This is a genomic window from Photobacterium salinisoli, from assembly GCF_003614885.1.
GTDB classification, from domain to species: domain Bacteria; phylum Pseudomonadota; class Gammaproteobacteria; order Enterobacterales; family Vibrionaceae; genus Photobacterium; species Photobacterium salinisoli.
Genome location: NZ_QZMS01000011.1, coordinates 761,686 through 786,467 on the forward strand (window position 1 = coordinate 761,686; position 24,782 = coordinate 786,467).

The 24,782-nt window shown below is 51.7% G+C and carries 21 protein-coding genes; 11 read left to right on the top strand and 10 right to left on the bottom strand.

Features of this window, described 5'->3' with window-relative positions; translation table 11 throughout:
• Nucleotides 1–14: 14 nt before the first annotated feature.
• Both D6M16_RS14800 and D6M16_RS14805 read right to left on the bottom strand, forming a co-directional pair.
• Entirely contained in the window at nt 15–1,010 is a 996-nt protein-coding gene (locus D6M16_RS14800) for a helix-turn-helix transcriptional regulator (RefSeq protein ID WP_162941052.1), read from the bottom strand.
• Between the two features lie 61 nt (nt 1,011–1,071).
• Complete coding sequence (locus tag D6M16_RS14805; protein ID WP_120512621.1) at nt 1,072–2,121, bottom strand: alpha/beta hydrolase family protein; 1,050 nt, start codon at nt 2,119–2,121, stop codon at nt 1,072–1,074.
• A gap of 388 nt (nt 2,122–2,509) precedes the next feature.
• On the opposite strand from D6M16_RS14805, the gene D6M16_RS14810 reads away from it, so the two are divergent.
• From D6M16_RS14810 to D6M16_RS14835, 6 genes are all read left to right on the top strand, one after another.
• Nucleotides 2,510–4,051 carry a methyl-accepting chemotaxis protein gene (locus D6M16_RS14810; RefSeq protein WP_205576934.1) on the top strand — a complete coding sequence of 514 codons (1,542 nt, stop codon included), beginning with the start codon at nt 2,510–2,512 and terminating at the stop codon, nt 4,049–4,051.
• A gap of 389 nt (nt 4,052–4,440) precedes the next feature.
• The gene (eat, locus tag D6M16_RS14815; RefSeq protein WP_120512623.1) at nt 4,441–5,874 is read left to right on the top strand and encodes an ethanolamine permease; all 1,434 of its coding nucleotides are present in this window, start codon (nt 4,441–4,443) and stop codon (nt 5,872–5,874) included.
• 96 nt (nt 5,875–5,970) lie between these two features.
• Nucleotides 5,971–7,338 carry a glutamine synthetase family protein gene (locus D6M16_RS14820; RefSeq protein ID WP_120513198.1) on the top strand — a complete coding sequence of 456 codons (1,368 nt, stop codon included), beginning with the start codon at nt 5,971–5,973 and terminating at the stop codon, nt 7,336–7,338.
• Nucleotides 7,339–7,350: 12 nt separating this feature from the next.
• A complete protein-coding gene (locus D6M16_RS14825) occupies nt 7,351–8,742 on the top strand; it encodes an aldehyde dehydrogenase family protein (RefSeq protein WP_120512624.1) in 1,392 nt (463 codons plus the stop codon).
• Nucleotides 8,743–8,764: 22 nt separating this feature from the next.
• Nucleotides 8,765–9,934, top strand: coding sequence for an iron-containing alcohol dehydrogenase (locus tag D6M16_RS14830; protein ID WP_120512625.1), 1,170 nt, complete (start codon nt 8,765–8,767; stop codon nt 9,932–9,934).
• Nucleotides 9,935–9,948: 14 nt separating this feature from the next.
• Complete coding sequence (locus tag D6M16_RS14835; protein WP_120512626.1) at nt 9,949–10,668, top strand: glutamine amidotransferase-related protein; 720 nt, start codon at nt 9,949–9,951, stop codon at nt 10,666–10,668.
• Nucleotides 10,669–10,732: 64 nt separating this feature from the next.
• Here the strand turns inward: D6M16_RS14835 and D6M16_RS14840 are convergent, their stop codons facing one another.
• The 4 genes from D6M16_RS14840 to D6M16_RS14855 all read right to left on the bottom strand — a co-directional run bounded on the left by D6M16_RS14840 (nt 10,733) and on the right by D6M16_RS14855 (nt 14,501).
• Entirely contained in the window at nt 10,733–11,887 is a 1,155-nt protein-coding gene (locus D6M16_RS14840) for a multidrug effflux MFS transporter (protein ID WP_240435630.1), read from the bottom strand.
• Nucleotides 11,888–11,942: 55 nt separating this feature from the next.
• Nucleotides 11,943–12,767: a siderophore-interacting protein gene (locus D6M16_RS14845; RefSeq protein ID WP_120512627.1), complete on the bottom strand. Its 825-nt coding sequence runs from the start codon at nt 12,765–12,767 to the stop codon at nt 11,943–11,945.
• Nucleotides 12,768–12,793: 26 nt separating this feature from the next.
• The gene (locus D6M16_RS14850; RefSeq protein ID WP_120512628.1) at nt 12,794–13,396 is read right to left on the bottom strand and encodes a recombinase family protein; all 603 of its coding nucleotides are present in this window, start codon (nt 13,394–13,396) and stop codon (nt 12,794–12,796) included.
• 184 nt (nt 13,397–13,580) lie between these two features.
• Nucleotides 13,581–14,501: a LysR substrate-binding domain-containing protein gene (locus tag D6M16_RS14855; RefSeq protein WP_120512629.1), complete on the bottom strand. Its 921-nt coding sequence runs from the start codon at nt 14,499–14,501 to the stop codon at nt 13,581–13,583.
• A 96-nt stretch (nt 14,502–14,597) separates the two neighbouring features.
• Between D6M16_RS14855 and D6M16_RS14860 the strand changes: the two genes are divergently transcribed.
• Nucleotides 14,598–14,783 (top strand): hypothetical protein, encoded by a 186-nt coding sequence (locus tag D6M16_RS14860; RefSeq protein ID WP_120512630.1) that lies wholly within the window; start codon nt 14,598–14,600, stop codon nt 14,781–14,783.
• 656 nt (nt 14,784–15,439) lie between these two features.
• On the opposite strand, the gene D6M16_RS14865 is transcribed toward D6M16_RS14860, so the two are convergent.
• Nucleotides 15,440–16,879, bottom strand: coding sequence for a sucrose-specific PTS transporter subunit IIBC (locus tag D6M16_RS14865; protein ID WP_120512631.1), 1,440 nt, complete (start codon nt 16,877–16,879; stop codon nt 15,440–15,442).
• A 242-nt stretch (nt 16,880–17,121) separates the two neighbouring features.
• Here D6M16_RS14865 and D6M16_RS14870 point away from each other — a divergent pair, with 242 nt between their 5' ends.
• Nucleotides 17,122–18,111, top strand: coding sequence for a LacI family DNA-binding transcriptional regulator (locus D6M16_RS14870; protein WP_120512632.1), 990 nt, complete (start codon nt 17,122–17,124; stop codon nt 18,109–18,111).
• Nucleotides 18,112–18,255: 144 nt separating this feature from the next.
• Complete coding sequence (locus D6M16_RS14875) at nt 18,256–19,884, top strand: glycoside hydrolase family 32 protein (protein WP_120512633.1); 1,629 nt, start codon at nt 18,256–18,258, stop codon at nt 19,882–19,884.
• Between the two features lie 77 nt (nt 19,885–19,961).
• On the opposite strand, the gene D6M16_RS14880 is transcribed toward D6M16_RS14875, so the two are convergent.
• Nucleotides 19,962–20,882: an aminoimidazole riboside kinase gene (locus D6M16_RS14880; RefSeq protein ID WP_120512634.1), complete on the bottom strand. Its 921-nt coding sequence runs from the start codon at nt 20,880–20,882 to the stop codon at nt 19,962–19,964.
• A 196-nt stretch (nt 20,883–21,078) separates the two neighbouring features.
• Here D6M16_RS14880 and D6M16_RS14885 point away from each other — a divergent pair, with 196 nt between their 5' ends.
• Both D6M16_RS14885 and D6M16_RS14890 read left to right on the top strand, forming a co-directional pair.
• Nucleotides 21,079–21,549 (top strand): GNAT family N-acetyltransferase, encoded by a 471-nt coding sequence (locus D6M16_RS14885; protein ID WP_120512635.1) that lies wholly within the window; start codon nt 21,079–21,081, stop codon nt 21,547–21,549.
• A complete protein-coding gene (locus D6M16_RS14890) occupies nt 21,546–22,031 on the top strand; it encodes a GNAT family N-acetyltransferase (protein ID WP_120512636.1) in 486 nt (161 codons plus the stop codon). Before D6M16_RS14885 ends, D6M16_RS14890 begins: the two co-directional genes overlap by 4 nt.
• A 727-nt stretch (nt 22,032–22,758) precedes the next feature.
• Here D6M16_RS14890 and D6M16_RS14900 read toward each other — a convergent pair.
• Both D6M16_RS14900 and D6M16_RS14915 read right to left on the bottom strand, forming a co-directional pair.
• On the bottom strand, nt 22,759–23,763 hold the full coding sequence (locus D6M16_RS14900) for a S66 family peptidase (protein WP_120512637.1): 1,005 nt from the start codon (nt 23,761–23,763) through the stop codon (nt 22,759–22,761).
• A gap of 557 nt (nt 23,764–24,320) precedes the next feature.
• Complete coding sequence (locus D6M16_RS14915; RefSeq protein ID WP_120512640.1) at nt 24,321–24,746, bottom strand: hypothetical protein; 426 nt, start codon at nt 24,744–24,746, stop codon at nt 24,321–24,323.
• Nucleotides 24,747–24,782 lie beyond the last annotated feature (36 nt).

A 24,782-nucleotide genomic window follows, 5' to 3' on the forward strand; every position in this document is an offset into this window, starting at 1 on the left:
TTTTATACTACAACTTAGCCATCCTGCATTTGCGCCAACTGAACCGGGATCTGAAAATGAAAACTGGCTGTACCCGTGAAACGGGTATCCATATCCAGCAGTATTTCGATCAGGCTGCCGTGATTGTCGAGGGGATAGCCAAGTAATTCGGCTTGCCGGAACAGGCTCTCAAGGGCATTGAGGTAAGCAATGTCAGAGGCGACGCGAACTTTAGTACATAAATAGTAGCCTTCTGCAATCAGATGGTCGTTTGGCTCTGGCGGTGTTCGCCATTTTCCTGTGACGGATGTGATGTCATGCCAGGGGCGATCCAGCTCCAGCACGGGTGTGGCGCAGAGCATTTTGGCCGTCTGCTGCCCGTGTTGATTGAACAGGCTGTGCCAGTCTCCTCTGTGAACTGTCTGCGTGTAAATCCCTCTTGCCGGAAACCAGATTAATTCACACGGCATAGATGAAGCCAATTGCTGTTCAATGGGCGGTTGTATTACTTCGCAGGTGCGATGCTGGCTGGGATGCGCCAGTTTACTGAGTAAAGCGATGGTTTCGTCTGGCGTGCCCGTTTGTCCTAATGCTTTGATTTGTTTTGCCTGATAACCGGTTTCCCTTTTCAGGGCTTTCGCCAGTGCCTGCGACGAGGAATAGCCGGAAGACAGTGCAATATGGGTAATTGTGCTGTTTCGCGACATCAGCAACTGTGAGATGGCATATTGTAGCCTGATGCGGTGTAAATATTGCCCCGGCGTTTCATTGAACAACTGAGTAAATTGTCGGTGAAAATGAAAGGGCGATATGGCACTTCTGCTGGCAATTTGCTCCCAGGTCAGTCTTTCACTGAGCGTACTGTGCATCAGCTGCAAGGCCATTTCGAAGCGCTTTCGCACATTGTCAGCCAAAGGTGCAAGCAGGGTGCTCTCGGGCACGAGTTCATAGAGTGCCGTTAAGGTATCAAAAGAATCCGGGCTCTGTTTCATGGCTGAAAGGGCGAAGTGAAAGTGGGTGTCACTATGCACCTCGATGCAATAATTTGCAAGGTGTTGACGGGTCCTGATTTGCTCGCGATAGCCTCGCTAACTACTGCTGCAGTGTTACTGGCATGGGTTTATGCGGGCTGTCAGCCCGCAGCAGGCTCAGCCAGGATGAGTGAGCGGTTTGTTGTGTCTGCTGGTTCAGCCAGTGGATCAGCGTCGGAACGGTGTCGGGTGCCAGCGCCGATTCGCCTAGCCAGTGTAGTTTGAGCAGATCCAGTGTATCCATGCTCTGTCTGGGAAAATAGGCTGAATCCAGCAGCCCGTGATTACCGCTTGCGATCAGCCGGGTTGAGACAAAGGGATTTGAAGCGCGCTGCTTTCTTTCAAACTCAAGCCGGGCATCGACATTGAGATCATCTTCTCCCCAGATGAACAGAGCCGGTGTGTGTATCAGCGGGTAATCCTGGCTGGCATCTGACTGCAGATTCTTCAAAACAAAGTGATACCTGTCTTCCGGCATGGCGTGCTCACCCATCGCCTGCAGATAGTCTGTATAGTCGGGCGCTTGAAGCAATAAGGTAATTTCCTCGTCAAACGCCAGGAGGGCTGCCTGAATCTCTGCCTCTGTCGCCCCGGCTTCTGTGTGTTTGATCCGGGTATAGTAACGGCTCTGCTCAATCCAATTTGTCGCAAAGCCAACACCAACCATAAAGCCAAACTGTGCCGGGTGATCGACGGCCAGAGACGGCAGCACCCAACCAGCCTGGCTGAACCCCACTAAACCGGTTTGCCGGGCCGTAAAGCCATAGCGGGATTGTACCCATTGAATGGCATCAAGCACTTCGGCTTGTCTGTCTGCCATCGACTGCTCAAGCCAGTTTCCGGTTGATTGCCCGACGCCAGGTTTATCCCAGCTCATTATCGCGTAACCTTCGGCACGGAGCTGATCCCACAGCAAAGGGTAATATCCGTAAGCGTCATGGGGCATCTCACCGTCACCATGAACGAACAGCAGCACAGCTTTGCCTGTTTTACTCCCTGTTGGTGGCAAATATACCCCGGATAGTTGATGTTCGCCGCTCTGGAAAACAATGTTTTCTTCTGACGAACAGGCAGAAAGAGTCAGGACGAAGAACAGGACAAGCAGTTTCATTCAGTTCACCTTCATCTGCTGGGAACGTGTGTCATATGTCAGCAAGAGTATCGGGGGAGCGGCTAACAAAAACGTGTCCCTGTTTGCTGTTTGCAGATGAAGCTAAATACCTTATGGGCATACGGCGATGTGAAAATGTGCATTCACCTCAAAACAGGCAGATAAAGCGTTAAAAAAATAGATTAACACCCGTCATCTTTGATGAAATCGGGTGCGCATTATGTCTTCTCATTTCTGTCGTCCACTGTTTGTTACATGTTGGATTTTTCAGCACAACAAAAATAAGTTCGTGAGTGTATCTATTTCATTGATATTGATGTTTTTTACAAATCCACACAGTCAGGGTTAACGTTTAATGAAAAAATTTATAGTGATGGTTGTCTGTGCAATGTTTGCCATTGCAGCGATAGCGAGTATTTGGTCGACCTCGTATATTTCTCATCAGGAAATAGACAGTATTATTCTGAAAAAATCGCAGGCTCAGGCAGAGTTACTGGCAAAGAATGTTGAGTATGTGCTCGAGAACTCTCAGCAGCCGGAAAAGGATTTACAGGCACTGGTGTTGTCGCTCAAGCAGCGCAGTGATATCAGTTATGCTGTGGTGATTAATAAAAACATCACGGCCATTGCCCACAGTGATCCGCAAAAGCTGAACAAAGTCTATGACGACAGCTACACAGTGGAAGGGGCTGGACAAGGTAAACCGAAACACTCCAAGTGGTATGCGGATGTTCAGAAAGTGTGGGTATACGACATCATGATGCCTGTGTACGTGAACGGAGCGCTTTATGGCGCGTTTGACGTTGGTATTCCGATTACAGAAGTCGATAACGCCGCCAGTGAAATTGTGATTGCCCAGCTGACCGCCATCATCATTATTTTTGTCATTTGCGCGGTTTTTCTGATGTGGATACTGAACCGTTTGTTCATGCCGCTCACCGGATTGCAGCAGGCGCTGGAAGATATTTCCAAAGGCGATGGCAACCTGACGGTACGGCTGCCGGTAAAAGGCAATGATGAAATCGCCCGTATTTCAGAGGCATTCAATACCTTTGTCAGCAAGATCAACGACATTATCGTTCAGGTGGTTGATACCGGTGTTGGCTTGGGACGCTCTGCTGCGTCGCTGCGTGATCAGTCGGTGCATGCATTGTCGAGAGGGCAGGACCAGAGCGAACAGACGCTGCTGGTGGTGACCTCGATGAATGAAATGATCGCGACAATCAATGAAATCTCCAATAACGCAGCCGGTGCCGCTGAATCGGCAGGTAGCGCGAACAGCCAAACTCAGGCCGGACGCAAGACGCTGCAAGCGGCAACCAACACCATCAATCATCTGGCCGGTGAAATGAATAACATGTCTGCTGTGATTGCAACACTGGCAGACAAAACTCAGTCGATCGGCTCAATATTGGATGTGATTCGCGGCATTTCCGAGCAAACCAATCTGCTGGCACTGAATGCGGCCATTGAGGCAGCCCGTGCCGGTGAAGCTGGCCGTGGATTTGCGGTCGTTGCGGATGAAGTGCGTAATCTGGCTACCAAAACGGCCCAGTCGACCGATGAAATCCAGCGTATGATTGACCAGTTGCAGCATGAAGCCAAGAATGCAGTGTCTGCAATGGAAAGCAGTAAATCCCTGACAGAGGAAGGCACCAAAGCCACGGAAGACGCATTGAGTGCACTGGACGAAATTTCAGGACAGGTGGTTGCGATTCTGGACATGAATACTCAGGTTGCCACGGCCACAGAGCAGCAATCCAGTGTAGCCAATGAAATCAATCTCAACATGGATACAGTGAATCAGGCGGTTCAGGCCGGGCTGGATGCCAGTATGGAACTGGAAAAAACCAGTCAGGATCTGGCGGGTCTGGCAGAGAAACTGGATCGACTGGTTGGCGCTTTCAAGCTGGCAAGACAGGTTCGATAGCCGCTGCTGATAGATAACGGGTTCTTCAGCAAGGGGGCAGGATCTCCCTTGCTGAAGGATATTGTTTAATTCAACTCAAATCTAAGCCTGACAGGCTTCTCTTCAGAGACTTTTTTACTCCCCCGCCTTTTTGATCCTTTTGCCCGCCGCTAGGTCAGCCAGTAGCGTTTGACTTGGTATAAATGACCACAGAAGCCGGTTATTTTCCTTTTAAGATTCATTACATAACGACTTGTCGTCACGCAAAAGCCACTTAGTATTAATAAAACTTATACCTTAGTTTTAACCTGACTGATTCTTGTTGCCGGGGTAGTTATATCGCCAGTAAGTTAACAAATGATTAACAAGATGTGCGATTTAACTTCATTCACTGTTGAAAAGGAAAAGTTATGTCTGGCAGCAAGGATCAAGCCGTCGAAACTCATACCGTTTCTGACGAATACTTACGTAAACGACAACTCAAAAAAGGCGTGGCAGGCTGGGTACTGCTGGCAAGCCTGGGGGTGTCCTATGTGATCTCCGGGGATTTCGCTGGCTGGAACTTTGGCTTAGAGCGGGCCGGGTTTGGCGGCATGTTACTGGCCACCATAGTCATGGGATTGATGTATATGTGCCTGGTGCTGAGCCTGGCCGAAATGTCGTCATCCATTCCCACGGCGGGCGGCGGTTACAGTTTTGCCCGCCGGGCCATGGGCCCGTGGGGAGGCTTTTTAACCGGCACGGCTATCTTGCTGGAATATGCTATTGCCCCTGCCGCGATTGCGATATTCATCGGTGGTTATGTCAATGAGTTAATCGGTATTGACGGCCCGGTAGTCTATGCGGCGTTTTATTGTGTGTTTGTCGGCATTCATTTGTGGGGCGCCGGAGAAGCGCTGCGCATCATGATGGGGATCACCTTGCTGGCAGTGATTGCGATTATTGTCTTTGCGCTGGGTATGCTGCCCTATTTTGACATCAACAACCTTTTCGATATTGCTGTTAATTCTGATGTCGCCGGCGCCAGTGCCTTTTTACCTGAAGGTTACATGGGGATATGGGCGGCACTGCCATTTGCCATGTGGTTATTCCTGGCGGTCGAAGGGGTGCCGCTGGCGGCAGAAGAGGCGACGAATCCGGCTAAAGATATGCCGCGAGGCATTATCGCTTCCATGCTGATTCTGATTGTGTTTGCCGCGTTGGTGTTGATTTTGGTACCTGGCGGTGCCGGGGCCGAAGCCATGAAATCACACAGTGCGCCATTGGTCGGGGCGCTGCAGTCGGTCCACGGCACGGAATCGCTGGCGGCGAAATTCGTTAACCTTGTAGGCCTGTTTGGCTTAATTGCCAGTTTCTTCTCAATTATCTATGCCTATTCGCGCCAGGTGTTTGCGCTGTCACGTGCCGGCTACCTGCCCCGTTTTCTGTCCCTGTCCGGTGAGCGTAAAGTGCCTGTCTGGGCGCTCATTGTCCCCGGTGTGATCGGCTTTCTGTTGTCGCTGTCCGGGGAAGGGGATCTGATGATCACTATGGCGGTATTCGGCGCGACTGTGTCTTATGCCCTGATGAGCCTGTCTCATATTATCCTGCGCCGCAAAGAGCCTGCGCTCGAGCGCCCCTACAAGACACCGGGCGGCACGCTGACATCGGGCATTGCGTTGCTCCTGTCGCTGGTGGCGCTGGCATCCACTTTTGTGGTGAGCCTGCAAGCCGCGCTTTGGTCTGCCCTTTTCTATGCAGTGATGCTGACCTATTTTGCGCTGTACAGCCGTCATCGCATTGTGGCCAATGCGCCGGAAGAAGAGTTTGACCTGATTTCCGGTGCAGAGTCTGAACTCAGTTAATGTCATCTGAGGACGCGCTGGTAGAAGCAGCGCGTCCGTAATCACCCTATGTCCAAACAGGCTCAGGAACGAGTCATCTTGATCAAAGAGGTACACATGGAAGCCAGAGAAGTGAAGACGATTGCCGATGCCATGGCTATTGTTGAAGAGCGCGCACTGACCCACGTGAAAGTCGGCTTGTTTGATAACGACGGCATCATGCGCGGTAAATACATGTCGAAATCCAAGTTCTTTTCATCGCTCGAAAAGGGGTTTGCGTTTTGTGATGTGGTGCTGGGCTGGGATTCTAAAGATCAGCTCTACGACAATACCCGCTATACCGGCTGGCATACCGGTTATCCCGATGCTCCGGTGCGCATTTTGCCGCACACCTGCCGGGAGGTCTACGGCGAAGAGGGCATGCTGCTGTTTATTGCCGAGTTCACCGATGAAGCCGAGAAAGTCTGTCCGCGCGGCACCTTGCGCAAAGTGCTGCAAAAAGCCGGTGACATGGGTTTTGACGTGTTTGCCGCCCTTGAATATGAGTTCTTCGTGTTCAATGAAACGCCGCACTCGGCCAGAGAAAAAGGTTTTCGCAATCTGGAAACCATTACACCGGACTGGTTTGGTTATTCGATGATCCGCAACTCTGTCCATTCTGGTTTGTATGAAGCCATTCTGGGCATGAGTGAGCAGATGGATTTTCCGATTGAAGGCATTCACTCAGAAACCGGCCCCGGGGTGCTGGAAGCCGCCATCGCTGTAGACAGTGCAGAGGCCGCCGCCGACAAAGCGGCCTTGTTCAAAACCTTCATGAAAGTGCTGGCACAGAAAAGGGATCTGCTGGCGACTTTCATGGCGAAATGGTCGGGGGATTATCCCGGCCAGAGCGGGCATATTCATGTGTCGCTGAAAAATAAAGACGGCTCGTCGGCGTTTTACGATCCGACACAAACTCACAATATGAGCAAACTGCAACGGCATTTTCTGGCCGGCCAGCAGCGTTTGATGCCTGAGTTTTTGTGTCTGATTGCGCCGACCATCAACAGCTACACCCGAATGATCCCCGGTTTCTGGGCGCCGACGGATGCCACCTGGGGCGTGGAAAACCGCACCACGGCTCTGCGGGTGATCCCCGGCAGTGAGCAATCCCAGCGAATCGAACACCGCTTAGGGGCGGCCGATGCCAATCCGTATCTGGCACTGGCGGCCGCAGTGGCCTCCGGTCTGTACGGCATTATGCAGGAATGGGAACCGTTCGAGCAGGTGAAGGGCAATGCCTACGAACAGCCACACGCCCCGGAGCTACAATTACCACGTACGCTGTGGGATGCCGCGCAGCGATTTAAGCAGTCAGACGCTGCCCGCACCATGTTCGGTGATGAGTTTGTTGAGCACTTTGCTGCCAGCCGTGAGTGGGAAGAGCGGGAATTCAGAAAACACGTGACTGATTGGGAAATGGATCGGTATTTCGAAATTATTTAAGGAAGATGCGCAATGACTCGAATGCAACAAACGATATCGCCGGTAGACGGCAGTGTGTATGTCACGCGCCCGCTTGCTTCGGATGCTGAGATTCAGCAAGCGCTCAGCCTGGCGAAAAGTGCTCAGAAAAGCTGGGCGAGCGTCGCACTGGCTGAGCGTCAGGCAATCTGCAGCAAAGCGGTTGACTGGTTTGAAGCGAATAAGGCCGAAGTGGGTCTGGAAATCTGCTGGCAGATGGGGCGGCCAATCCGCTATGCGCAGGGCGAAATTGCCGGTCTGGCTGAACGCGCCCGCCATATGATCGAAGAAAGCGATGCCGCGCTGGCGACAATCACTCTGCCCGACAAGCCCGGCTTCAGCCGTTATATTACCCGTGAACCTGTTGGTGTGGTGGCTGTGATCGCTCCTTGGAATTATCCGTACCTGACGGCTATCAACAGCATTGTGCCTGCCTTGCTGGCCGGCAACAGTGTCATCCTCAAACATTCTGCGCAGACGCCTTTGTGCGCTGAACGGCTGAAAGCGGCGTTTGATGCCGCAGGCCTGCCGGAAGGGGTGTTCCAGTATTTGCATCTCACGCACGAGGACACCACCAGACTGATTCAGTCGGACGCGGTGAATCATGTCGCTTTTACCGGCTCAGTACCGGCCGGCGCGCATGTTGAGCAAGCCGCTGCGGGCCGCTTTATCGGAGTCGGACTGGAGCTGGGGGGGAAAGATCCGGCTTACGTGCGCGAGGATGCCGATCTGGATTATGCGGCTGACACTGTGATTGACGGGGCGTTTTTCAACAGCGGCCAGTCGTGCTGTGGTATCGAGCGTATTTATGTTCACGCTTCTGTGTATGACGCTTTTGTCGAAAAAGCGGTTGCCATTGTCAGGCAGTATACGCTGGGCCGGCCGGATGAGCCGGACACGACACTGGGGCCGCTGGTACGGACCCGTGCTGCAGATTTTGTCCGTGGCCAGATTCAGGAAGCAATTGCCCAGGGGGCGGTGGCCCATATTGATGAAAAGGCCTTCCCGCTCAGTCAGGCCGGGTCGCCCTATCTGGCGCCGCAAGTGCTTACCCGGGTGGATCATTCGATGCGGGTGATGCATGAAGAGTCCTTCGGACCGGTTGTCGGCATCATGAAAGTCGACAGCGATGAAGAAGCCGTCAACCTGATGAATGACAGTGATTTTGGCCTGACCGCCAGCATTTTTACCCGTGATATTGAGCAGGGCATTGCGTTAGGGAAGCAGGTAGAAACCGGCACTTTCTTTATTAATCGCTGTGATTACCTCGATCCGGCACTGGCCTGGACCGGGGTGAAACAGTCTGGCCGTGGCTGCACTTTGTCGGCGCTGGGCTTTGCGGCACTGACTCGCCCGAAATCATTTCATATTAAAACACTGGCCTGAACCGGCGGATAAGGAGAGCAAGATGACGCTGAAAGGAAACTGGAATTATCCCACGCCGATCACCGTGGGCGAAGGCTGTTTACAGCAAATCGCACAGGCATGTCAGGGCGCCGGGATCAGTAAGGCATTATTGGTGACGGACCCCGGGCTGGCAGCCCTGCCCATGGTGACGGAAACCGTTGCCTTATGCCGCGAAGCCGGTATGGGCTGTGAGGTATTTAGCCGGATTCAGGGCAATCCGACCGGAGAAAATGTCGAAGACGGTCTGGCTGTGTACCGGCAGGGCGGCTTTGACGGTGTGATTGCTTTTGGTGGCGGTTCCAGTCTGGATGCAGCCAAAGCCATTGCTTTGATGGCGGGACAGTCATTACCACTGTGGGCATTTGAAGATGTGGGTGATAACTGGTTGCAGGCCAATGCCGAGGCCATCGCCCCTGTGGTTGCTATTCCGACCACAGCCGGAACCGGCTCTGAGGTAGGGCGGGCATCGGTGATCACAGATACGGCCAATCACGTCAAAAAGATCATTTTCCATCCCAAAATGTTGCCGGTGCGTGTGCTGCTTGACCCGGTGGTGACTACCGGATTGCCGCCGCATATCACCGCAGCGACCGGCATGGATGCGCTGTCACATAACCTTGAAGCCTATTGCGCCAACGGCTATCACCCGATGGCTGAGGGTATCGCACTGGAAGGCATCCGGCTGATTAAAGCTTATCTGCCGCAAGCGGTTGCCGATGGCAGTAACCTTGAGGCCCGCACCCAAATGCTGGTGGCCTCCAGTATGGGGGCTACCGCCTTTCAGCGTGGCCTGGGAGGCATGCACGCCATTGCCCACACGCTGGGGGCGTTATACGACAAGCACCACGGTTTATTGAATGCCATTTTGATGCCTTATGTACTGGTGGCAAACCGCAGTGCGATTGAAGATAAGCTGACCCATCTGGCCCGCTATCTGGATTTACCTGAGCCGGGTTTTGACAGTTTCCTCAACTGGATTCTGGATTTCCGTGCCGCCCTGACGATCCCCCATACACTGGCGGATATCGATATCACGGTTGAAGACGCGCAGCGCGTGGGCATCATGGCGGTACAGGATCCGTCGGCAGGCGGAAATCCTGTCGCACTGACCGCTGAGCAATACAGCCGGATTTTCGTGGATGCTGTGACGGGTCGATTGCCGCAGCACTGACATCAGGAGGCTCCATGACGGTAAGAATGGGTATTCTGCAGTGTGATGACGTCAGGCAGGATTTGCAGCCAGACCACGGAAATTATCCGGCGATGTTCAATCAACTGCTGCGCGATGCCGGTGACGCGCTGGAACTGGTGTTTTACCGGGCGCTGGACGGTGAGTTGCCGCAAGATGCTGACGAGTGTGATGTCTACATGACCACGGGCAGCCGTCACAGTGTCAATGATGATCTGCCCTGGATCCCCCCGTTGCTGGCCTTTGTGCGGGAACTGCATGCCCGCAGAAAGAAACTGGTGGGTATCTGCTTTGGTCATCAGTTGATTGCAAAAGCACTGGGTGGCGAAGTGATTCAGGCGCCGCAGGGTTGGGGGATAGGTGTGGCGACACATGCGTTGCATGCATTGCCGTCGGGCGTAAAGGAAAGCGCTGCGCTTCCGTCCGATCTGTCTTTGCTGGTGAGTCATCAGGATCAGGTTGTCCGGCTACCGGATGATACGGCTGTGCTGGCCGGGAGTGATTTTTGCCCGTATTACATGCTACAGGTGGGTGAGCATTTTCTCGGCATTCAGGGGCACCCTGAATTCAGCAAAGCCTATTCGCGTGACCTGATGCTGGCAAGAAAGGCGATGTTACCGGCCAATGTGCTGGATACCGGACTGACCTCACTGGACATGCCGGTAGACAGTGAAAGGGTCACTCGCTGGATGCTGGATTTCCTGCGCGTATCGTAACCTTTTTGATTTACTGCGACTGAATACCTGCCCCTGTTAACGCAAAGAGGGGCAGGTTTTTTCTTTACTGACTATCAGGTAGCGGGGTGCTGAATCCGTTACGGATACTCAGGGTAACAATCAGTGCAAATACCCCGACCACACAGCCAAGCTGCCAGGCCTGATGAACCCCAAGCTTAATCAATACAATGCTGATTAAGGCTGAAAACAGCATCTGACCGCCACCGGATAACGCGGCCACCGTGCCAGCTTGTTTACGGTAAGGCAGCATCACCTGCGACTGTGCGCAAGGCATAGCGATCCCATTGCCAAACACCATCAGGAACTGGCCCAGCATCATCATCAATGGTGTCAGCGGTGCCAGGATTAACCAGACAGCCGCAATAAGATGAACGACAGGCGCGAGGTACAGCATGCGCATGGTACCGATTCTGGGCCGCAGCCGGCTGACCAGAAAACCGCCGCCAAATAACCCCGCGGTCGGAAGAAGTGCCCAGAGCGCGTATTCGTCTGAGGTCATGCCAATCTGGACCTGCATAATAAATGGCATCAGCGAGATGGTGGTAACAACCAGACTAAAGTTCAGCCACCCGATACTGGCAAAACTCAGAAAATAGCGTGACGATAGCAGGGAGCGGTAATCAGCGGCGACTTTCTTCACTGAAGGCACTGCTTGTTTGTCGTGCATAGTCTCTTTAAACATCATATACAGTGCAAACCACACCAGGATGATATAGCTTGCCAGCACGACAAAGACCGACAGCCAGCCAAAGTGGTGGTTAATAAAACCGCCAATCACTGGCGCAAAAATCGGCGTAAATGACGCCACCATGGTCAGATAAGACAGCGCCTGCGGCAACTGTTCAGCTGTGTAGGAATCCCGTGTCGACGCGCGGGCCAGCACAGCGCAGCAACCTGCTCCCAGGCCTTGCATCAGGCGACCCGCGACTAAGCCGTAAAAATGGTCACTGGCAAGGATCACCAGAATCAGACCGGCCACCGCAAGCAGGATACCGGCTAACAGTACGCGGCGGCGGCCTAAGGCGTCTGAGACTGGGCCGTAGATGAATTGCGACGGGCCGAAACCGAGTAAGTAGACAGCTATCAGCAGTTGCGCCTGATCAACGGATACCCCAAAGTCATCGGCTATCCAGGGCAGAGAAGGAAACACCAGTCCCATCCCAAACTGACCTATGCTGATGGTCAGGCAGGCCAGCAAAACAGGGCGCCAGGAAAAAGCGGCTGAAACCGCTGTTCCCTCGGCGGCGACGGCATCAGGCTTTGCTATGATAGCTGTCCTGATCGTCGCGTTTGATGACCTTGTGCCCGTCTTCTGTCACTCCGTGTTTCCAGTAACTGCTGATGTAACAGCTTTTGCGATCGAACTGATCCTGCCGGCTGATGTGCTGGCGTATGGCTCGCATATTGCTGAATTCGCAGGCACACCAGATAGCCGGGCTTCCTTCCAGCCAGCGCAGTTGCGTGACTTTCTCCGCCAGTGCGTTGCCTGAGTGTTCCCCCTCCATCACAGTGATTAAGTCAACACCGGCAGGCAGTTGCAGCGCTGGCAGATCCTGCTCGCAGCTGAGTGCCAGTACCACGTAACCCCGGCAATCTGCGGCAAGACGGGCCGTTTTGAGTTGTATGGAAGGCAGTGCCGTCATATCGCCGATGATCAGCACCCAGTCACTGTCCTCTGCCAGGCCCTGAATGATATTCGGTCCGCCGAGGGAAATCTGCTCACCTGGCTGAGCGTGCATGGCCCAGTGGCACGCATAGCCGCCCTGTTCCGGATTGAGCACGTCTTTGTGCTGGCTCTTGCCCTTGTGCTGATGCTTGACAAAATCCAGTGACAAGTTGCCCTGCTCGGCATCAAATTCGCTGATGGTGAAGGTACGCAAAACCGGTTTTTGCCCTTCGGGCAGTGTGCTGAGGTCGGTGCTGCCAGCCGGAGTGAACAGCAGTTTGACATACTGACCGGCGCTGTCGGCGGGAAGAAGACGGATATCCTCGCCGGTCAGAATCACGCGGCGCATGTTAGGGCTGATATCAAAGGCTTGCTGTACAGTGAATGTTTTGGGTTGCAGTCGTTTTTGCATGTCTTAATCTCTGTTTGAATTCGGGGTTACAGATCGTGGCCGTGGTGTTGCATTTTGGCTTTAACGCGTTTGACCGTAGAAAGACTGACACCCGTTTCGTCGGCCACTGTCTGCAGTGTTTTCCCTGCCTGGAGCAGCAGGGCAATCTGGCGGTGCACCTCATGATTGGCACGGCGCCCGCGAAATTTTTCTTTCCACGCGGCTTTGTCCTGGCGCAGTGAATCCCGGCCCGCCTCGGCGGCCCACAGCCGATGCTGGGTGTGGGAATTTGCATAGCCCTTGAGCATCAGCAGTAAGGCATCGGTGACAGGGCAGTTAGGTTTGAAAGTCAGCGGTTGGTTCACCGTGTGCACGATCACGCCTTTGTCCAGTAAGTGCTGAAGGGTCTGGTGGCAGGCATCGAAATGAAAGCCAAGATCCGTTACCCAGCGGACGATCAGCTGATCGCCCGGCTTGAGTATGTCGAACAAGGCGCTGTATTGCGGGCGTTCCTCGGCAGTGACGTTGCCGCGGATCCCAGTCTCCCGGAACAGACGCAAATCGGGCGCATAATCGGTAATTTGCCGGATCAATGCCTCAGGATTGCCCATTTTCGGCGAAAGACGAATATAGCCGTACAGGGTAGACATAGCGACTCCTTCACAAAACTGCTTTTGTTGTGCAAACCGTAATGGTTCATTTGGTGTGGTTCATTTAATGATTATCATAGAGGCTCAAAATGATTCTTGCAACACCAAATGAGCTTTATGAGGGGGAACCGGACGGCAGAAAAGTGAAAGCGGGTCGATGAGAGTAAGTGTATGTGTCAGGCTTTCAAGTCAGTAACGACTGCGGCTGAGACTGGCGCACTTCCTGATATAGCCAGTCGATAAACGCCTGAGTACGGGTCATGCGCGGTGAGGTACGATCATAAAATAAGGTGTAGCGGATACCCGGTACTAAACCTATATCAAAAGGCTTAACCAGCAGGCCATTGTCAATAAAATCACCTGCCAGACTTAGTGTCCCCAAACAAGCACCGTGACCTGCCATCACGGCATTCAGGCCCATTTCAAAGGTGCTGACTTCCATCCATTGCAGGTTGCCTTCGGGTACGTCAACGCCCGCCGTGTTAAACCAGCGTTCCCAGGTTAAATTGCAGGTTTCAGCCCAGTGAATCAGCCAGCAGTTGAGCAGTTGTTCCGGATGGCGGAATGTCATCGAATTGGCCAGTTCAGGTGAACAGAGTGGATACACGGGTTCTTCATACAGGATGCAGGACTGAATGCTGTCACCAAGATGTACCTTGTGGCCCTGCCTGATGGCGAGATCAATATTGCCGTACTTCATGTCTGGCGCATCGGCGGTGGCATCGACACGGATAGAGATATCCGGGTGAATCATGGTGAATTTCCACAAGCGGGGCATCAGCCAGCGGGAAGCAAACGATCGGGAAGTATTGACGGTCAGGATCCCTTCCAGAGGCTCGGCCTGAATGCGGTTCAGCCCGGACAGAATATGATCAAACCCGCGGGAAACATCGGTATACAGGCTGGCGCCCTGTGTGGTCAGTATCATGTTTCGTCCCTGGCGGACAAAGAGTTTGCAGCCCAGGACGTTCTCCAGCTGACGGATTTTCTGACTGACAGCAGCCTGACTGACATACAGTTCTTCGGCGGCTTTGCTGTAACTCTGGCGTCGGGCAGCCACTTCAAAGTAGCGTAATCCGGATAAATGTTGTAGTCGGTTATCCATAATCTCAGCTTATAGTTGGTGTAATGAATCATCGTTCGTGACCGGCGCTCATTATACGCATAATCCCTGCAGGCACTGTGACAGGAGAAGAATAAAATGATCAGAGTAGCACTGCAATGGGAAGTAGAAATTCAGTTGTTTAAGCAGAAAAAGCCCTGGTTATGGGGAAACTGGCAGAAAAAGGCACAAGCGCCGGCAGAATCTCTCACACCGCACATGAAGAAAGATATCGGGCTGGAATCATTGCCTTCTCCACCGAAGGATTATCAGCAGTACTTATAGGTATGTTGGTTTGAGTTGTGATGTCTGAGTGTGAAGGTATGTCGCGCTTGAGTTCTGTGGTTCATTTGGCCTTGTTTGATGCGCGCCAGGTACTCTTTTGAGGTAAAAGAGTACCCAGAAAACCTTTTTGTTCTTTGGTGTTGTCCGGGGCGGTTGTAGGCGCTCCCGGCGCCGACAACCTGAAAATTCGTCCTGAATTTTCCCCTGAGGGATTGGGTTTCTTTTGGTTTTTTTGGGTGTTGTGGCTGGGGGATTATGGAGCGATCGAGGCATGTCGCGCTTGAGTTCGGTGGCTTACTTGGCCTTGTTTGATGCGCGCCAGGTACTCTTTTGAGGTAAAAGAGTACCCAGAAAACCTTTGTTTTCTTTGGTGTTGTTCGGGGCGGTTGTAGGCGCTCCCGGCGCCGACAACCTGAAAATTCGTCCTGAATTTTCCCCTGAGGGATTGGGTTTCTTTTGGTTTTTTAGGGTGTTATGGCTGGGGGATTTTGGAGCGACCGAGGCATGTCGCGCTTGGGTTCTGTGGTTAACTTGGCCTTGTTTGATGCGCGGTAGTGACTCTTTGCTGGAAGGTAGTTGAAGGCACAGACGCTTCGGGAGAGGAAGCGTCTGCCAGTGGCTTGCTCTGGTACTGAAAACCAGGTTTGTGATGAAGATTAAGCCGTTGCGAGAGCGCCCGCTTTGGCTTTTTGACGAATGCCGAGCAGCAGCGTCAGCACAAAGGTGACAGCAAACGAGATCAACATGCCAGCCACGAAGTAACCGATATAGCCAGGGCTGATGGAAATGATGCCGGGCAAACCTGCTGCGCCGAGTGCCTGAGCTTTGACATTGAATAATGTAATCCAGGCGCTTGCTACGGCCGAGCCGATAATCGCCGCGATAAAGGGATAACGCAGTTTCAGATTCACGCCAAACATGGCCGGTTCAGTAATCCCCAGTAGCGCAGTGACACCGGACGGCAGGGCGATGCCTTTGGTTTTGGTCTCTCGGGTTGAGAAGCCAACCGCCAGCGCTGCCGCGCCCTGGGCAATGTTCGACATGGCCGCAATCGGGAAGATAAAGGTGCCGCCTGTGACCGCAATATCGGTCAGCAACTGGGTTTCGATGGCGATAAAGCTATGGTGCATCCCGGTAATAACAAAAGGCGCATAAATAAACCCGAACAAGGCACCGCCTAAAAAGCCTGCGGAATCATAGAGCCAGTTCAGGCCATCGCCCAGCAGAAAGCCAATATCCCGCGTCACCGGACCAACCAGCGTAAAGGTCAGAAACCCGGTAATAAATATCGCCAGCATAGGAGTGAGCAGGTTATCCAGCACGGACGGGACAATTTTCCGTAAGCCGTTTTCAACTTTCGCCAGAATAAATGCCGAGACTAATACCGGCAGGACAGAGCCCTGATAGCCCACTTTTTCAATGCTAAAGCCGAAGATATTCCAGGTCGGCACCGTACCGGACACGCTGGCGCTGCCAAATCCCCAGCCGTTGAGCAAATCAGGATGGACCATCAGCATGCCCAGCGCAGCGCCCAGGAAAGGGTTGCCGCCAAATTTCTTACTGGCCGAAAAGGCAAGCAAAACAGGCAGATACACAAAAGGAGCATTCGCAAAGGTGTTGAGCATATTGGCCAGATCTGCCAGGCCCGGATACGCATCAATCAATGATATCTCATCAAGAAACAGGCCTTTTGCGGTCAGGAGATTAAATACCCCCATCAATAAACCACCGGCCACGATGGCCGGGATAATCGGGACAAAGATGTCAGACAGGCCTTTCACGGCCCGCTGCACGATATTCTGTTTCTGTGCGCCGGTATTGGCGACATCAGCTGTCGACATGTCAGTCATGCCTGTGAGTCTGGCCAGCTCTGCGTACACCTGATTCACAATCCCAGAACCAAAAATGATCTGGTACTGACCGGCCACTTTGAACTGGCCTTTGACGCCATCAAGGGACTCAATGGCTTTTTCATCGACCATGGCATCATCTTTCAGTGCCAGACGAAGACGCGTAGCGCAATGCGCCAGAGCTTGCAGGTTGTCTTTGCCGCCAAGCTGCTTGAGAAGCGCTTTGGCAATTGTTGGGTAATCCATTTCATCCCCCGGTAGGTACTTGGCTGTAATCGTTATGTGCTATCTATGGTGTTTTATATTTTCGGGAACGTTTGCAATTGTCATTTTTCTTGAAGAAATCGGTGTCGTCAAAGCACATTCCGTCTTTATGTGAAGTGGATCTGCTAATTTCGCGGTATAAAATGCCCTGTCTCTATGGTAATCCAATGAATTTCTGGTAGTTTTGCAAACAATCCCAATCAGTTAGAAAAAGGCCAAGGCCGATGGCAAGTTTGCATGACGTGGCGCAGCTGGCTGGCGTCTCAAAATCGACCGTCTCACGCGTGATCAATGATGAGTATGGTGTTAAAAAAGCGACCAGAATCAAGGTCATGAAAGCCGTTGAAGAGGTGGGTTATGTGGTTAATCAGGTCGCCAAAGATCTTAAATCACAGAGAACTCACTTAGTTGGAGTGATTGTTCCGCGGGTCTCATCACATGCCACAGCGCAGGGAGTGGACGGGCTGAGCCAGGTCTTTGACGCTGCGCAAAAGCATGTCCTTTTAGCCAGTTGTCAGCAGAATGCTCAAAAAGAAATTGAATATATTCAACTCTTTAACAAGAAAAGAGTGGAGGGTATTGTTCTTTACGCCACACATATCGATCAGCAACTGGTGCAAGCCATTCATCAGTCCTCTGCCCCGGTTATTCTGGTGGGGCAGGATGGATCGTTGTTTAATATTCCCAGCATCATCCATGATGATCTCCGCGTCGGTTTTGAAGCCGGCAACCGGTTATTGAATGCCGGTTGCCGGCAGATTGGCTTTATTGGCGTTGCGGATTCAGACGTGGCCGTCGACAAAATGCGTTCAGAGGGGTTGCAGCAGGCTCTGCAAATGCGTCAGGCTGAGCCACTGCTGTTTCACAGCCATGGCGAATTTACGATTGAATCCGGTTACAGCCAGATGAAACAGCTGCTCGAGCGCTTCCCCCAAACCGACGGGGTGTTTTGCGCCACCGACAGGATTGCGATTGGTGCTATCAACGCGCTGAGAGACGCCGGGATAACCGCTGGCAAGGAGATCAAAATACTGGGGGTCGGTAACGACGAGCTGAGTTCCGTCTGCGCACCAAGCCTGTCTACATTTAACTATGCTTTTGATAAAGCAGGAGAAAGTGCTGCCAGGGTTTTGCTGGAACTCATCGAAGGAAAGCCTCAGGTGATGAGCAAAGTCGTTTTAACTTTCCAGAACATCGACCGTGAAACCTGCTAGGCCACTTTGATGGCATATCACCCGGCAGTGTCCGGGTTTTGCAGCTGTGAGCGTGGCAAACGCACAGGAATACCCGTTTTTTACTTGTCCGCCAGCCTTGTTTGATGTAATTTTTGCAAACGTTCCCAATTTAGGTTTGCATTTATGTCTCTTCAGTCCTTAGTCGATCTCTGTGGCAGCATGGATAATATCGCCCGGATACTCATAACGGACGATACACTCATTGTTGAAGTGCTGAATGCCGATTTGGTCAGCGAATCCGGGCTGATTGAGCATATCGGGCCGGTACAGGGTAAGTTGCAGGTCACCTTCAGGCGGCCTGAAGATGTCTCTGAACAAGATTTGCTGGCGGTGGGGAATCTCATTGCCGTCAGACAACAGGCAAGGTCTGAGGATTTTGCCCGACCTGTGCCGTGCGAATTTCGTCCTTCATGGCATATTTCTCCGCCTCAGGGACTGCTGAATGACCCCAATGGTTTTATCTTTCATGATGGCCGTTATCATTTGTTTTATCAGTGGTTTCCTTATGCCTGCACCCATAGCGATAAGCACTGGGCGCATCTGACCAGCCTGGATTTAATCAACTGGACCTGGCAGCCTATCGCACTGACTCCCTCTCACTGGTTTGACAGCCATGGCGTCTTTTCGGGCCATGCCATCAGTCACGGCGGGCAACTTATGCTGTTTTATACCGGCAACACCCGTATCGGTGTGCAAAGGGACAGGCAGACCACTCAGTGTCTGGCAACCTCACCCGACGGTGTGAACTTTACCAAGCAAGGTCCGGTTATCAATGCGTTGCCGCCCGGTGTGACACCCCATATCCGCGATCCTAAAGTCATCCGCCATCAGGATCACTGGCTCATGCTGCTGGGCGCGCAAACTGAAAATCTGAAAGGCCGGCTGGCGGTTTATCAGTCCGACGATCTGAAGCAATGGACGTTTGACCGGCTCTATGGCGAGGAGCTGGGCGATTTTGGCTATATGTGGGAGTGCCCGGATTACTTTGAGCTGGGCGATCAGCACTTTGTGGTGCTGGGGCCGCAGGGTATTGCGTCATTTTCAGCACACAATACCGTTCCCCATCATAATGGCATTGCCAAAGCCTGCTGGGACGGGCAAGGCCAGCTCACTCTTGCCGGGTTTCAGCCGCTGGATTACGGCTTCGATTTTTACGCGCCCCAGACCTTGCTGACCCCCGATGGTCGCCGGGTGCTGTGCGGCTGGATGGGATTGCCGGATGAGGTTGATCAGCCAACCGCCGATAACGGCTGGGTGCACCAGTTAACCTGTATGAGAGAACTGACAGTACGCGACGGCAAGTTATGCCAGTGGCCTGTTCGTGAGCAGGAAAAACTGGTGTTAGCAGAGCAGACGATCCAACTCTCTGCAACGCCGCTGGATCTGGCAACCAAAGCGTTTGATCTTTCTTTCAGCCTGCAATGGGGAGATGAATTGCGGCTGTTTCAGAATGAATCGCAACACCTTGTGATTCGGGCTGACAGCCAGCGCCGAGCCTTGATCCTGGATAGATGCCATACCCTGAACCGTGCTCAGGACACGGTTCGCGAACTGCCCCTGGATTCCGATATGGTTCAGCTGCGTATCCTGGCCGACACGTCCTCGGTTGAAATCTTTGTTAACGGCGGCGAAGCCGTGATGAGCGCTCGGATCTTTACCGACACCAGAGCGACCTGCATTTCACTGTCCGGCGAGGCGCGATCAGCACTGCTGCGGACATACCGCCCGGCCAGTGCGCCATTCCCGTCTTAGCACAAAGCAATGAGCTAAGAAAACAGAGAGCCAAGAAAACAGACTGCCTGGTTCACCCCGGCAGTCTGTTTAACTATTTATTCAATATAGGCAAGTAAAGCCTGCCGGGTTGGCAAAGCGGTCATAGCGCCTTTTTGCGTGGTCGCCAGTGCCCCACAGCCGTTTGCCCACCTGACAGCGTCTCGGATGGTTTCCCTGTTTGCCCATGCCGGAGACTGAGCCAGCTTTGCCAGCAGGCCACCGACAAAAGCATCCCCGGCGCCTGTCGTATCCACAGGACTGACCGCCTGACCGGTGATCAGCTCGCGGGTGTTATCAAAAATCACCAGTGCGCCTTTTGCCCCCTGAGTGATCAACACTAAAGGGTGATGGTAAGGCTGAATGGCGGCCAGAGCCTGTTCAAGATTCTCTGTCTGTGTCAGAAACAGCAATTCGTCATCGGAAAACTTGACGACGTCGGCCAGTTCCATTGCCTGCCGGACCACGGGAATGATGGCGTCAGTATCGGACCAGACTTCTTCTCGCAAATTCGGATCAAAACTGACAAATCCGCCGCTGCGTCTGATACGACGCATGGCTTCCAGTGTGCTGCTGCGGCTGGGTTCATTGGCAAGCGCAATAGAACAGACATGAAGCCATTCACCAGCTGAGAATTCAGGCATATCGGAGAGTTGCATGAATTGATCTGCGCTTGGTTTGACCATAAAGGTAAAACTGCGCTCGCCGCTGTCATCCAGATCGACAATCACGGTTGAGGTTCGGTGTGCCTCATCCAGTTTCATGTAGTCGGTATTGACTTGCTCACTGGCCAGAGTCTGCTTCATAAACCGGCCCAGAGGATCGTGTCCCACCCGGCCGAAAAATGCGGCCTGGCCGCCAAGACGGGCGATTGCCACGGCAACATTTGCCGGCGCCCCGCCCGGGCATTTCAGATAGCGGTTGTCGCCGTCTGGTATTAAGTCGACGACTGCATCGCCGGTCACCCATATTTTGCTCATTCTATCTCCCCAAAACAGAAACATTCCTTTGGCAAAGTATGATTGCTGAATCGTTTCAGTTGGTCAATGAAAACATCAGAACCAGCCCGATTACCGGAGATTCTGGCTTCCAGGAACGAAGCGGGACATCAGGATATACAACTGGATGAGTTTGTGGTTAACATGCAGGTGAAAAGGAAGTCTGAGAGATAGAGAGATGGAAGTGATCATTCGTGCTTTAACCCCTGCTGATATCCCCGCATATCGCGACATTCGCCTGGAAAGTCTGCGGTTACATCCAGACTGCTTTGGTGCCAACTATGAGGAGCAGCGTCAGCAGCCAACCATGCATTTTGAGCGCAACATTGCCCGCCAAAGCCCGCACCACACTATGCTGGGGGCGTTTGAGGGGGAAGAACTGATTGGTTTATGCGGTGTGTCCGAACGGGAAAACCGGGCGGTGCTGATCACGCAAATGTATGTGAAAAGCCGATGTCAGGGCGCTGGTGCCGGTGTGGCGCTGATCGAGGCTGCCAAACACACGGCAGCCGAAAAGTATCAGGCTCGCGTAATTGAACTGGATGTTTATCCGCATAATCTGGCGGCAAAGCGGCGTTATGAGCAAGCCGGTTTTCAGGTTACTGACCAGACAGCAGACGAGCTGATAATGACACTGAGGTTGCCATGATTGAGATTCAGCATTTAGATGCAGTACAGATACCTATGTCACTGCTGCTGGAAGCCGATCCTTCTGAAGCCTGTATACAGCGTTATCTGCACCAAGCCTATTGCCTGGCTGCTGTGGTTGATGGTGAACTCGGTGAGTTAGGTGAATCAGTTGCGCAAGGTGAAATCATCGGAGTCTGTGTTGCCAAATTGATCGCAGAAAATACATACGAAGTTTTCAATCTTGCGGTCTATCCGGCGTTCCAGCAGCAGGGCATAGGCTCGCAGTTGTTATCCGCATTATTGTCGCGGCTGAAAGAGCAGGGTGTTCAGTCAGTCTTACTGGGGACCGGTACGTTCGGTTATCAACTGACGTTTTACCAGCGGCTGGGATTTCGGGTCGAGGGTGTCATCAGAGATTTCTTTCTTGATCATTATGATGAGCCAATTTTTGAACAGGGTATTCAGCATAAGGATATGCTGCGGTTGAGGCTGGATTTATAACCGCTTTCAGTGAGTGCGGCGACGAGCTGTGATGTCTGAGTCTGAAGGTATGTCGCGCTTGAGTTCGGTGGTTCACTTGGCTTTGTTTGATGCGCGCCAGTGACTCTTTGCTGGCATTAGAGTCACCAGAAATGCCTTTTGTTCTTTGGTGTTGTCCGGGTCGGTTGTAGGCGCTCCCGGCGCCGACAACCTGAAAATTCGTCCTGAATTTTCCCCCGGGGGAGTGGGTTACGGTGGTTTGTTGCTCGTGATTGAACGGGCATACTTCCTAGTAACTTCGTTATGTCGAAAACGTCATTTACCCAATTCTCGCAGCAGATGGATTATCCAAAGAAATGAACTCGCCGCTGCATCAAGCTTCTGAAGCACTAAAGGAGACCAAACTACTTTCATTTCTTAATGCGTGCTAGCACTTGAGTGCGCGCATCTTCATGAGAAACACCTGATCATGCGGCGTGCACTTTCGATGCTTTCTGACGAATGAAGAACCGCAACCGCGCAGTGTTATCAGTGTGATGGCATCAAAGCCAGTGAACAGACTGAATGTAGAACGGTAGCCCCAAACCTTGCGTTACCAGATGCTGTGGTTGACAACAGGGGAGGCCGTATAGCCCTGTTATGGGGTGAGCAACGCTAAAATCAAACCTACATCCATTGCAGCGTAAAAACGAACCCCAATCTGAACTCAAAATGCCAGATATTGGGAATCACTCTTAAAAAAGCTTTGTTATTTTTCTGATACCCACTGGCTTTCAAGCCCGATAGTTTGGTTATCAAAATCAATTGCAGCCTGTACTCCCAGTGGTGTAACCAGCATTGGATGCGTATGGCAACTGTCAAAACCATAAAGTATTGGGATATTTTTACCGTTTAAGACTTCAAGCAAAACGTCCAGTGGGGTGCGACCTGTCCCTTTGTCATTAAACAGTTCATGTTTACCTAATACAATTGCTCCAACCTTTTCAAACACACCACAAGCCATTAAATGGGCAAAAGAACGTTCGACTGTCTCTATACCTTTCAGAGAATCTTCAATAAGGAGGATATCGCCTGACTCTATTTCTGGCATATACTGGCTACCCCATATACCTGCCATAGTATTGAGATTTCCACCAATTATGCGACCTTTAACCTGGCCGTTACCCAAGAACTTCCATTCATTTGTGTAGGTAGATTTTGGAGAATCTTGAGTTTCCCAATCATGTTTAACGTCCGTCCACGACGAGGGCATAATGTAACGGTATGAGTCAGATTCCGAGCACAAGATTTCCAGAAAGGACTTAAGCGTTTCTTCTACTAAGGGTGGAAACTCACCAAATGATGCGACCAGTGCTGGGCCATAAAATGTTATTAGTCCTGTTCGAGCATATATACCCAATAGTAAAGCCGTTACATCAGAATAGCCGATAATAATCTTGGGATCGTTTCTGAGTGCTTCATAATCGATGTATGGCAACAGAGAATTACTATTGCTACCACCAATTGTAGACATGATACAACGTACATTGGGATCACGGATTAATCGGTTGAGCTCTTCAGCGCGTTCTAGAATTGAGCCTGAGCGATATGAATCGGAACAACCAGTCAAGTGGCCTTCTACTAGCTCAAAGCCTTGAGATTCCAGATAAGACTTTGCTCGTTTGAAACGATTTGGCGCAAAAGCCGTTGCTGGTGATGACGGTGAGAAAAAACCAATTTTATCACCAACTTTTAAAGCGTTTGGGAATATCACTTATCCACATTCTCCATTGTTCAAATAAGCAAAATAATGCCCTTTTAAGGGGGGAGCAACTCAATACAAAAGCTGCTGCACTCCACCTTACGCGCTAAACCTAACGCACAGTAAAAATAGCACACCTCGCGAACCAGTCTTTAAGCGATTGTTAGGTTTATCTCCAGCCCACTACTGACCAAGCATGTATATAAACAATAAAAAAACCAACCAATAAAGGAGCAACCAATGAAATCATATAGCTAAACAGTAAGTAGAAGATTTTCCCTACCGCGCTGACTGTCGCCTTCGTAAGGGCTTGATGCATCGTGATGATACTGTAGCAAGATACGACAAACAGAACTAATAAAGCTATCTGAATATAATAATCACGAAAATTCATTGCGTTTGAAAAACATAACGCTCCTGGAAGAGCACAAACTTGAATCATCAATACCTTAATAAAAGCTTTCAATTCAATTGGAATAACTGTTCTCCTGATACCTACGCCCGTCTAAGGGACTGGAAACGCTACGCGTTGACAGTCCCTCATGAGGTGTTTGTTAGCACACACGTGGTTACATAATGCACTCTTTCGCAGTTTTAGCTTGCGCGACACCTTTTTCGATGATTGCCAATACTTGATCGTTCTTAACTGAAGATACGATTTTATCGAGTAAATTTTCTGCTGTCGCCTCGGAAGAAACATCAACTAAGCAACTGTAAGAGTGAGAAATTTTATCGGTTGCTGCTGCAACCGCTTGATGGTCAGTGAAATCGGTGTTGATCAATGTGTCTATCGACTGAGCGAAATCTTGAGCCTTTTGTGTCGCATCACCAAAAACTTCAAGATTGAGATGATTCAAATCGAGCGAATCTGCCTTCTGCTGCAGACTATCGACTGCTTTGTTCGCTGCTGCTTGAGCCTCATCAATTGCTTTACTCGCATCATCACAACCTACTAAAGCGAGCATTAAAGTTAATGTGATTACTGATTTTTTCATCTTAAGCCTCTGAGTGAAAAAGGGATGTCGATACTA

Bases quoted from the DNA above. Each gene is read 5' to 3' on its own strand.
- D6M16_RS14825 (WP_120512624.1), top strand. From the start codon at position 7,351: ATGACTCGAATGCAACAAACGATATCGCCGGTAGACGGCAGTGTGTAT.
- D6M16_RS14835 (WP_120512626.1), top strand. From the start codon at position 9,949: ATGACGGTAAGAATGGGTATTCTGCAGTGTGATGACGTCAGGCAGGAT.
- D6M16_RS14805 (WP_120512621.1), bottom strand. From the start codon at position 2,121: ATGAAACTGCTTGTCCTGTTCTTCGTCCTGACTCTTTCTGCCTGTTCG.
- D6M16_RS14890 (WP_120512636.1), top strand. From the start codon at position 21,546: ATGATTGAGATTCAGCATTTAGATGCAGTACAGATACCTATGTCACTG.
- D6M16_RS14810 (WP_205576934.1), top strand. From the start codon at position 2,510: ATGTTTGCCATTGCAGCGATAGCGAGTATTTGGTCGACCTCGTATATT.
- D6M16_RS14865 (WP_120512631.1), bottom strand. From the start codon at position 16,879: ATGGATTACCCAACAATTGCCAAAGCGCTTCTCAAGCAGCTTGGCGGC.
- D6M16_RS14850 (WP_120512628.1), bottom strand. From the start codon at position 13,396: ATGTCTACCCTGTACGGCTATATTCGTCTTTCGCCGAAAATGGGCAAT.
- D6M16_RS14880 (WP_120512634.1), bottom strand. From the start codon at position 20,882: ATGAGCAAAATATGGGTGACCGGCGATGCAGTCGTCGACTTAATACCA.
- D6M16_RS14860 (WP_120512630.1), top strand. From the start codon at position 14,598: ATGATCAGAGTAGCACTGCAATGGGAAGTAGAAATTCAGTTGTTTAAG.
- D6M16_RS14870 (WP_120512632.1), top strand. From the start codon at position 17,122: ATGGCAAGTTTGCATGACGTGGCGCAGCTGGCTGGCGTCTCAAAATCG.
- eat (WP_120512623.1), top strand. From the start codon at position 4,441: ATGTCTGGCAGCAAGGATCAAGCCGTCGAAACTCATACCGTTTCTGAC.
- D6M16_RS14885 (WP_120512635.1), top strand. From the start codon at position 21,079: ATGGAAGTGATCATTCGTGCTTTAACCCCTGCTGATATCCCCGCATAT.
- D6M16_RS14845 (WP_120512627.1), bottom strand. From the start codon at position 12,767: ATGCAAAAACGACTGCAACCCAAAACATTCACTGTACAGCAAGCCTTT.
- D6M16_RS14830 (WP_120512625.1), top strand. From the start codon at position 8,765: ATGACGCTGAAAGGAAACTGGAATTATCCCACGCCGATCACCGTGGGC.
- D6M16_RS14875 (WP_120512633.1), top strand. From the start codon at position 18,256: ATGTCTCTTCAGTCCTTAGTCGATCTCTGTGGCAGCATGGATAATATC.
- D6M16_RS14855 (WP_120512629.1), bottom strand. From the start codon at position 14,501: ATGGATAACCGACTACAACATTTATCCGGATTACGCTACTTTGAAGTG.
- D6M16_RS14820 (WP_120513198.1), top strand. From the start codon at position 5,971: ATGGAAGCCAGAGAAGTGAAGACGATTGCCGATGCCATGGCTATTGTT.
- D6M16_RS14915 (WP_120512640.1), bottom strand. From the start codon at position 24,746: ATGAAAAAATCAGTAATCACATTAACTTTAATGCTCGCTTTAGTAGGT.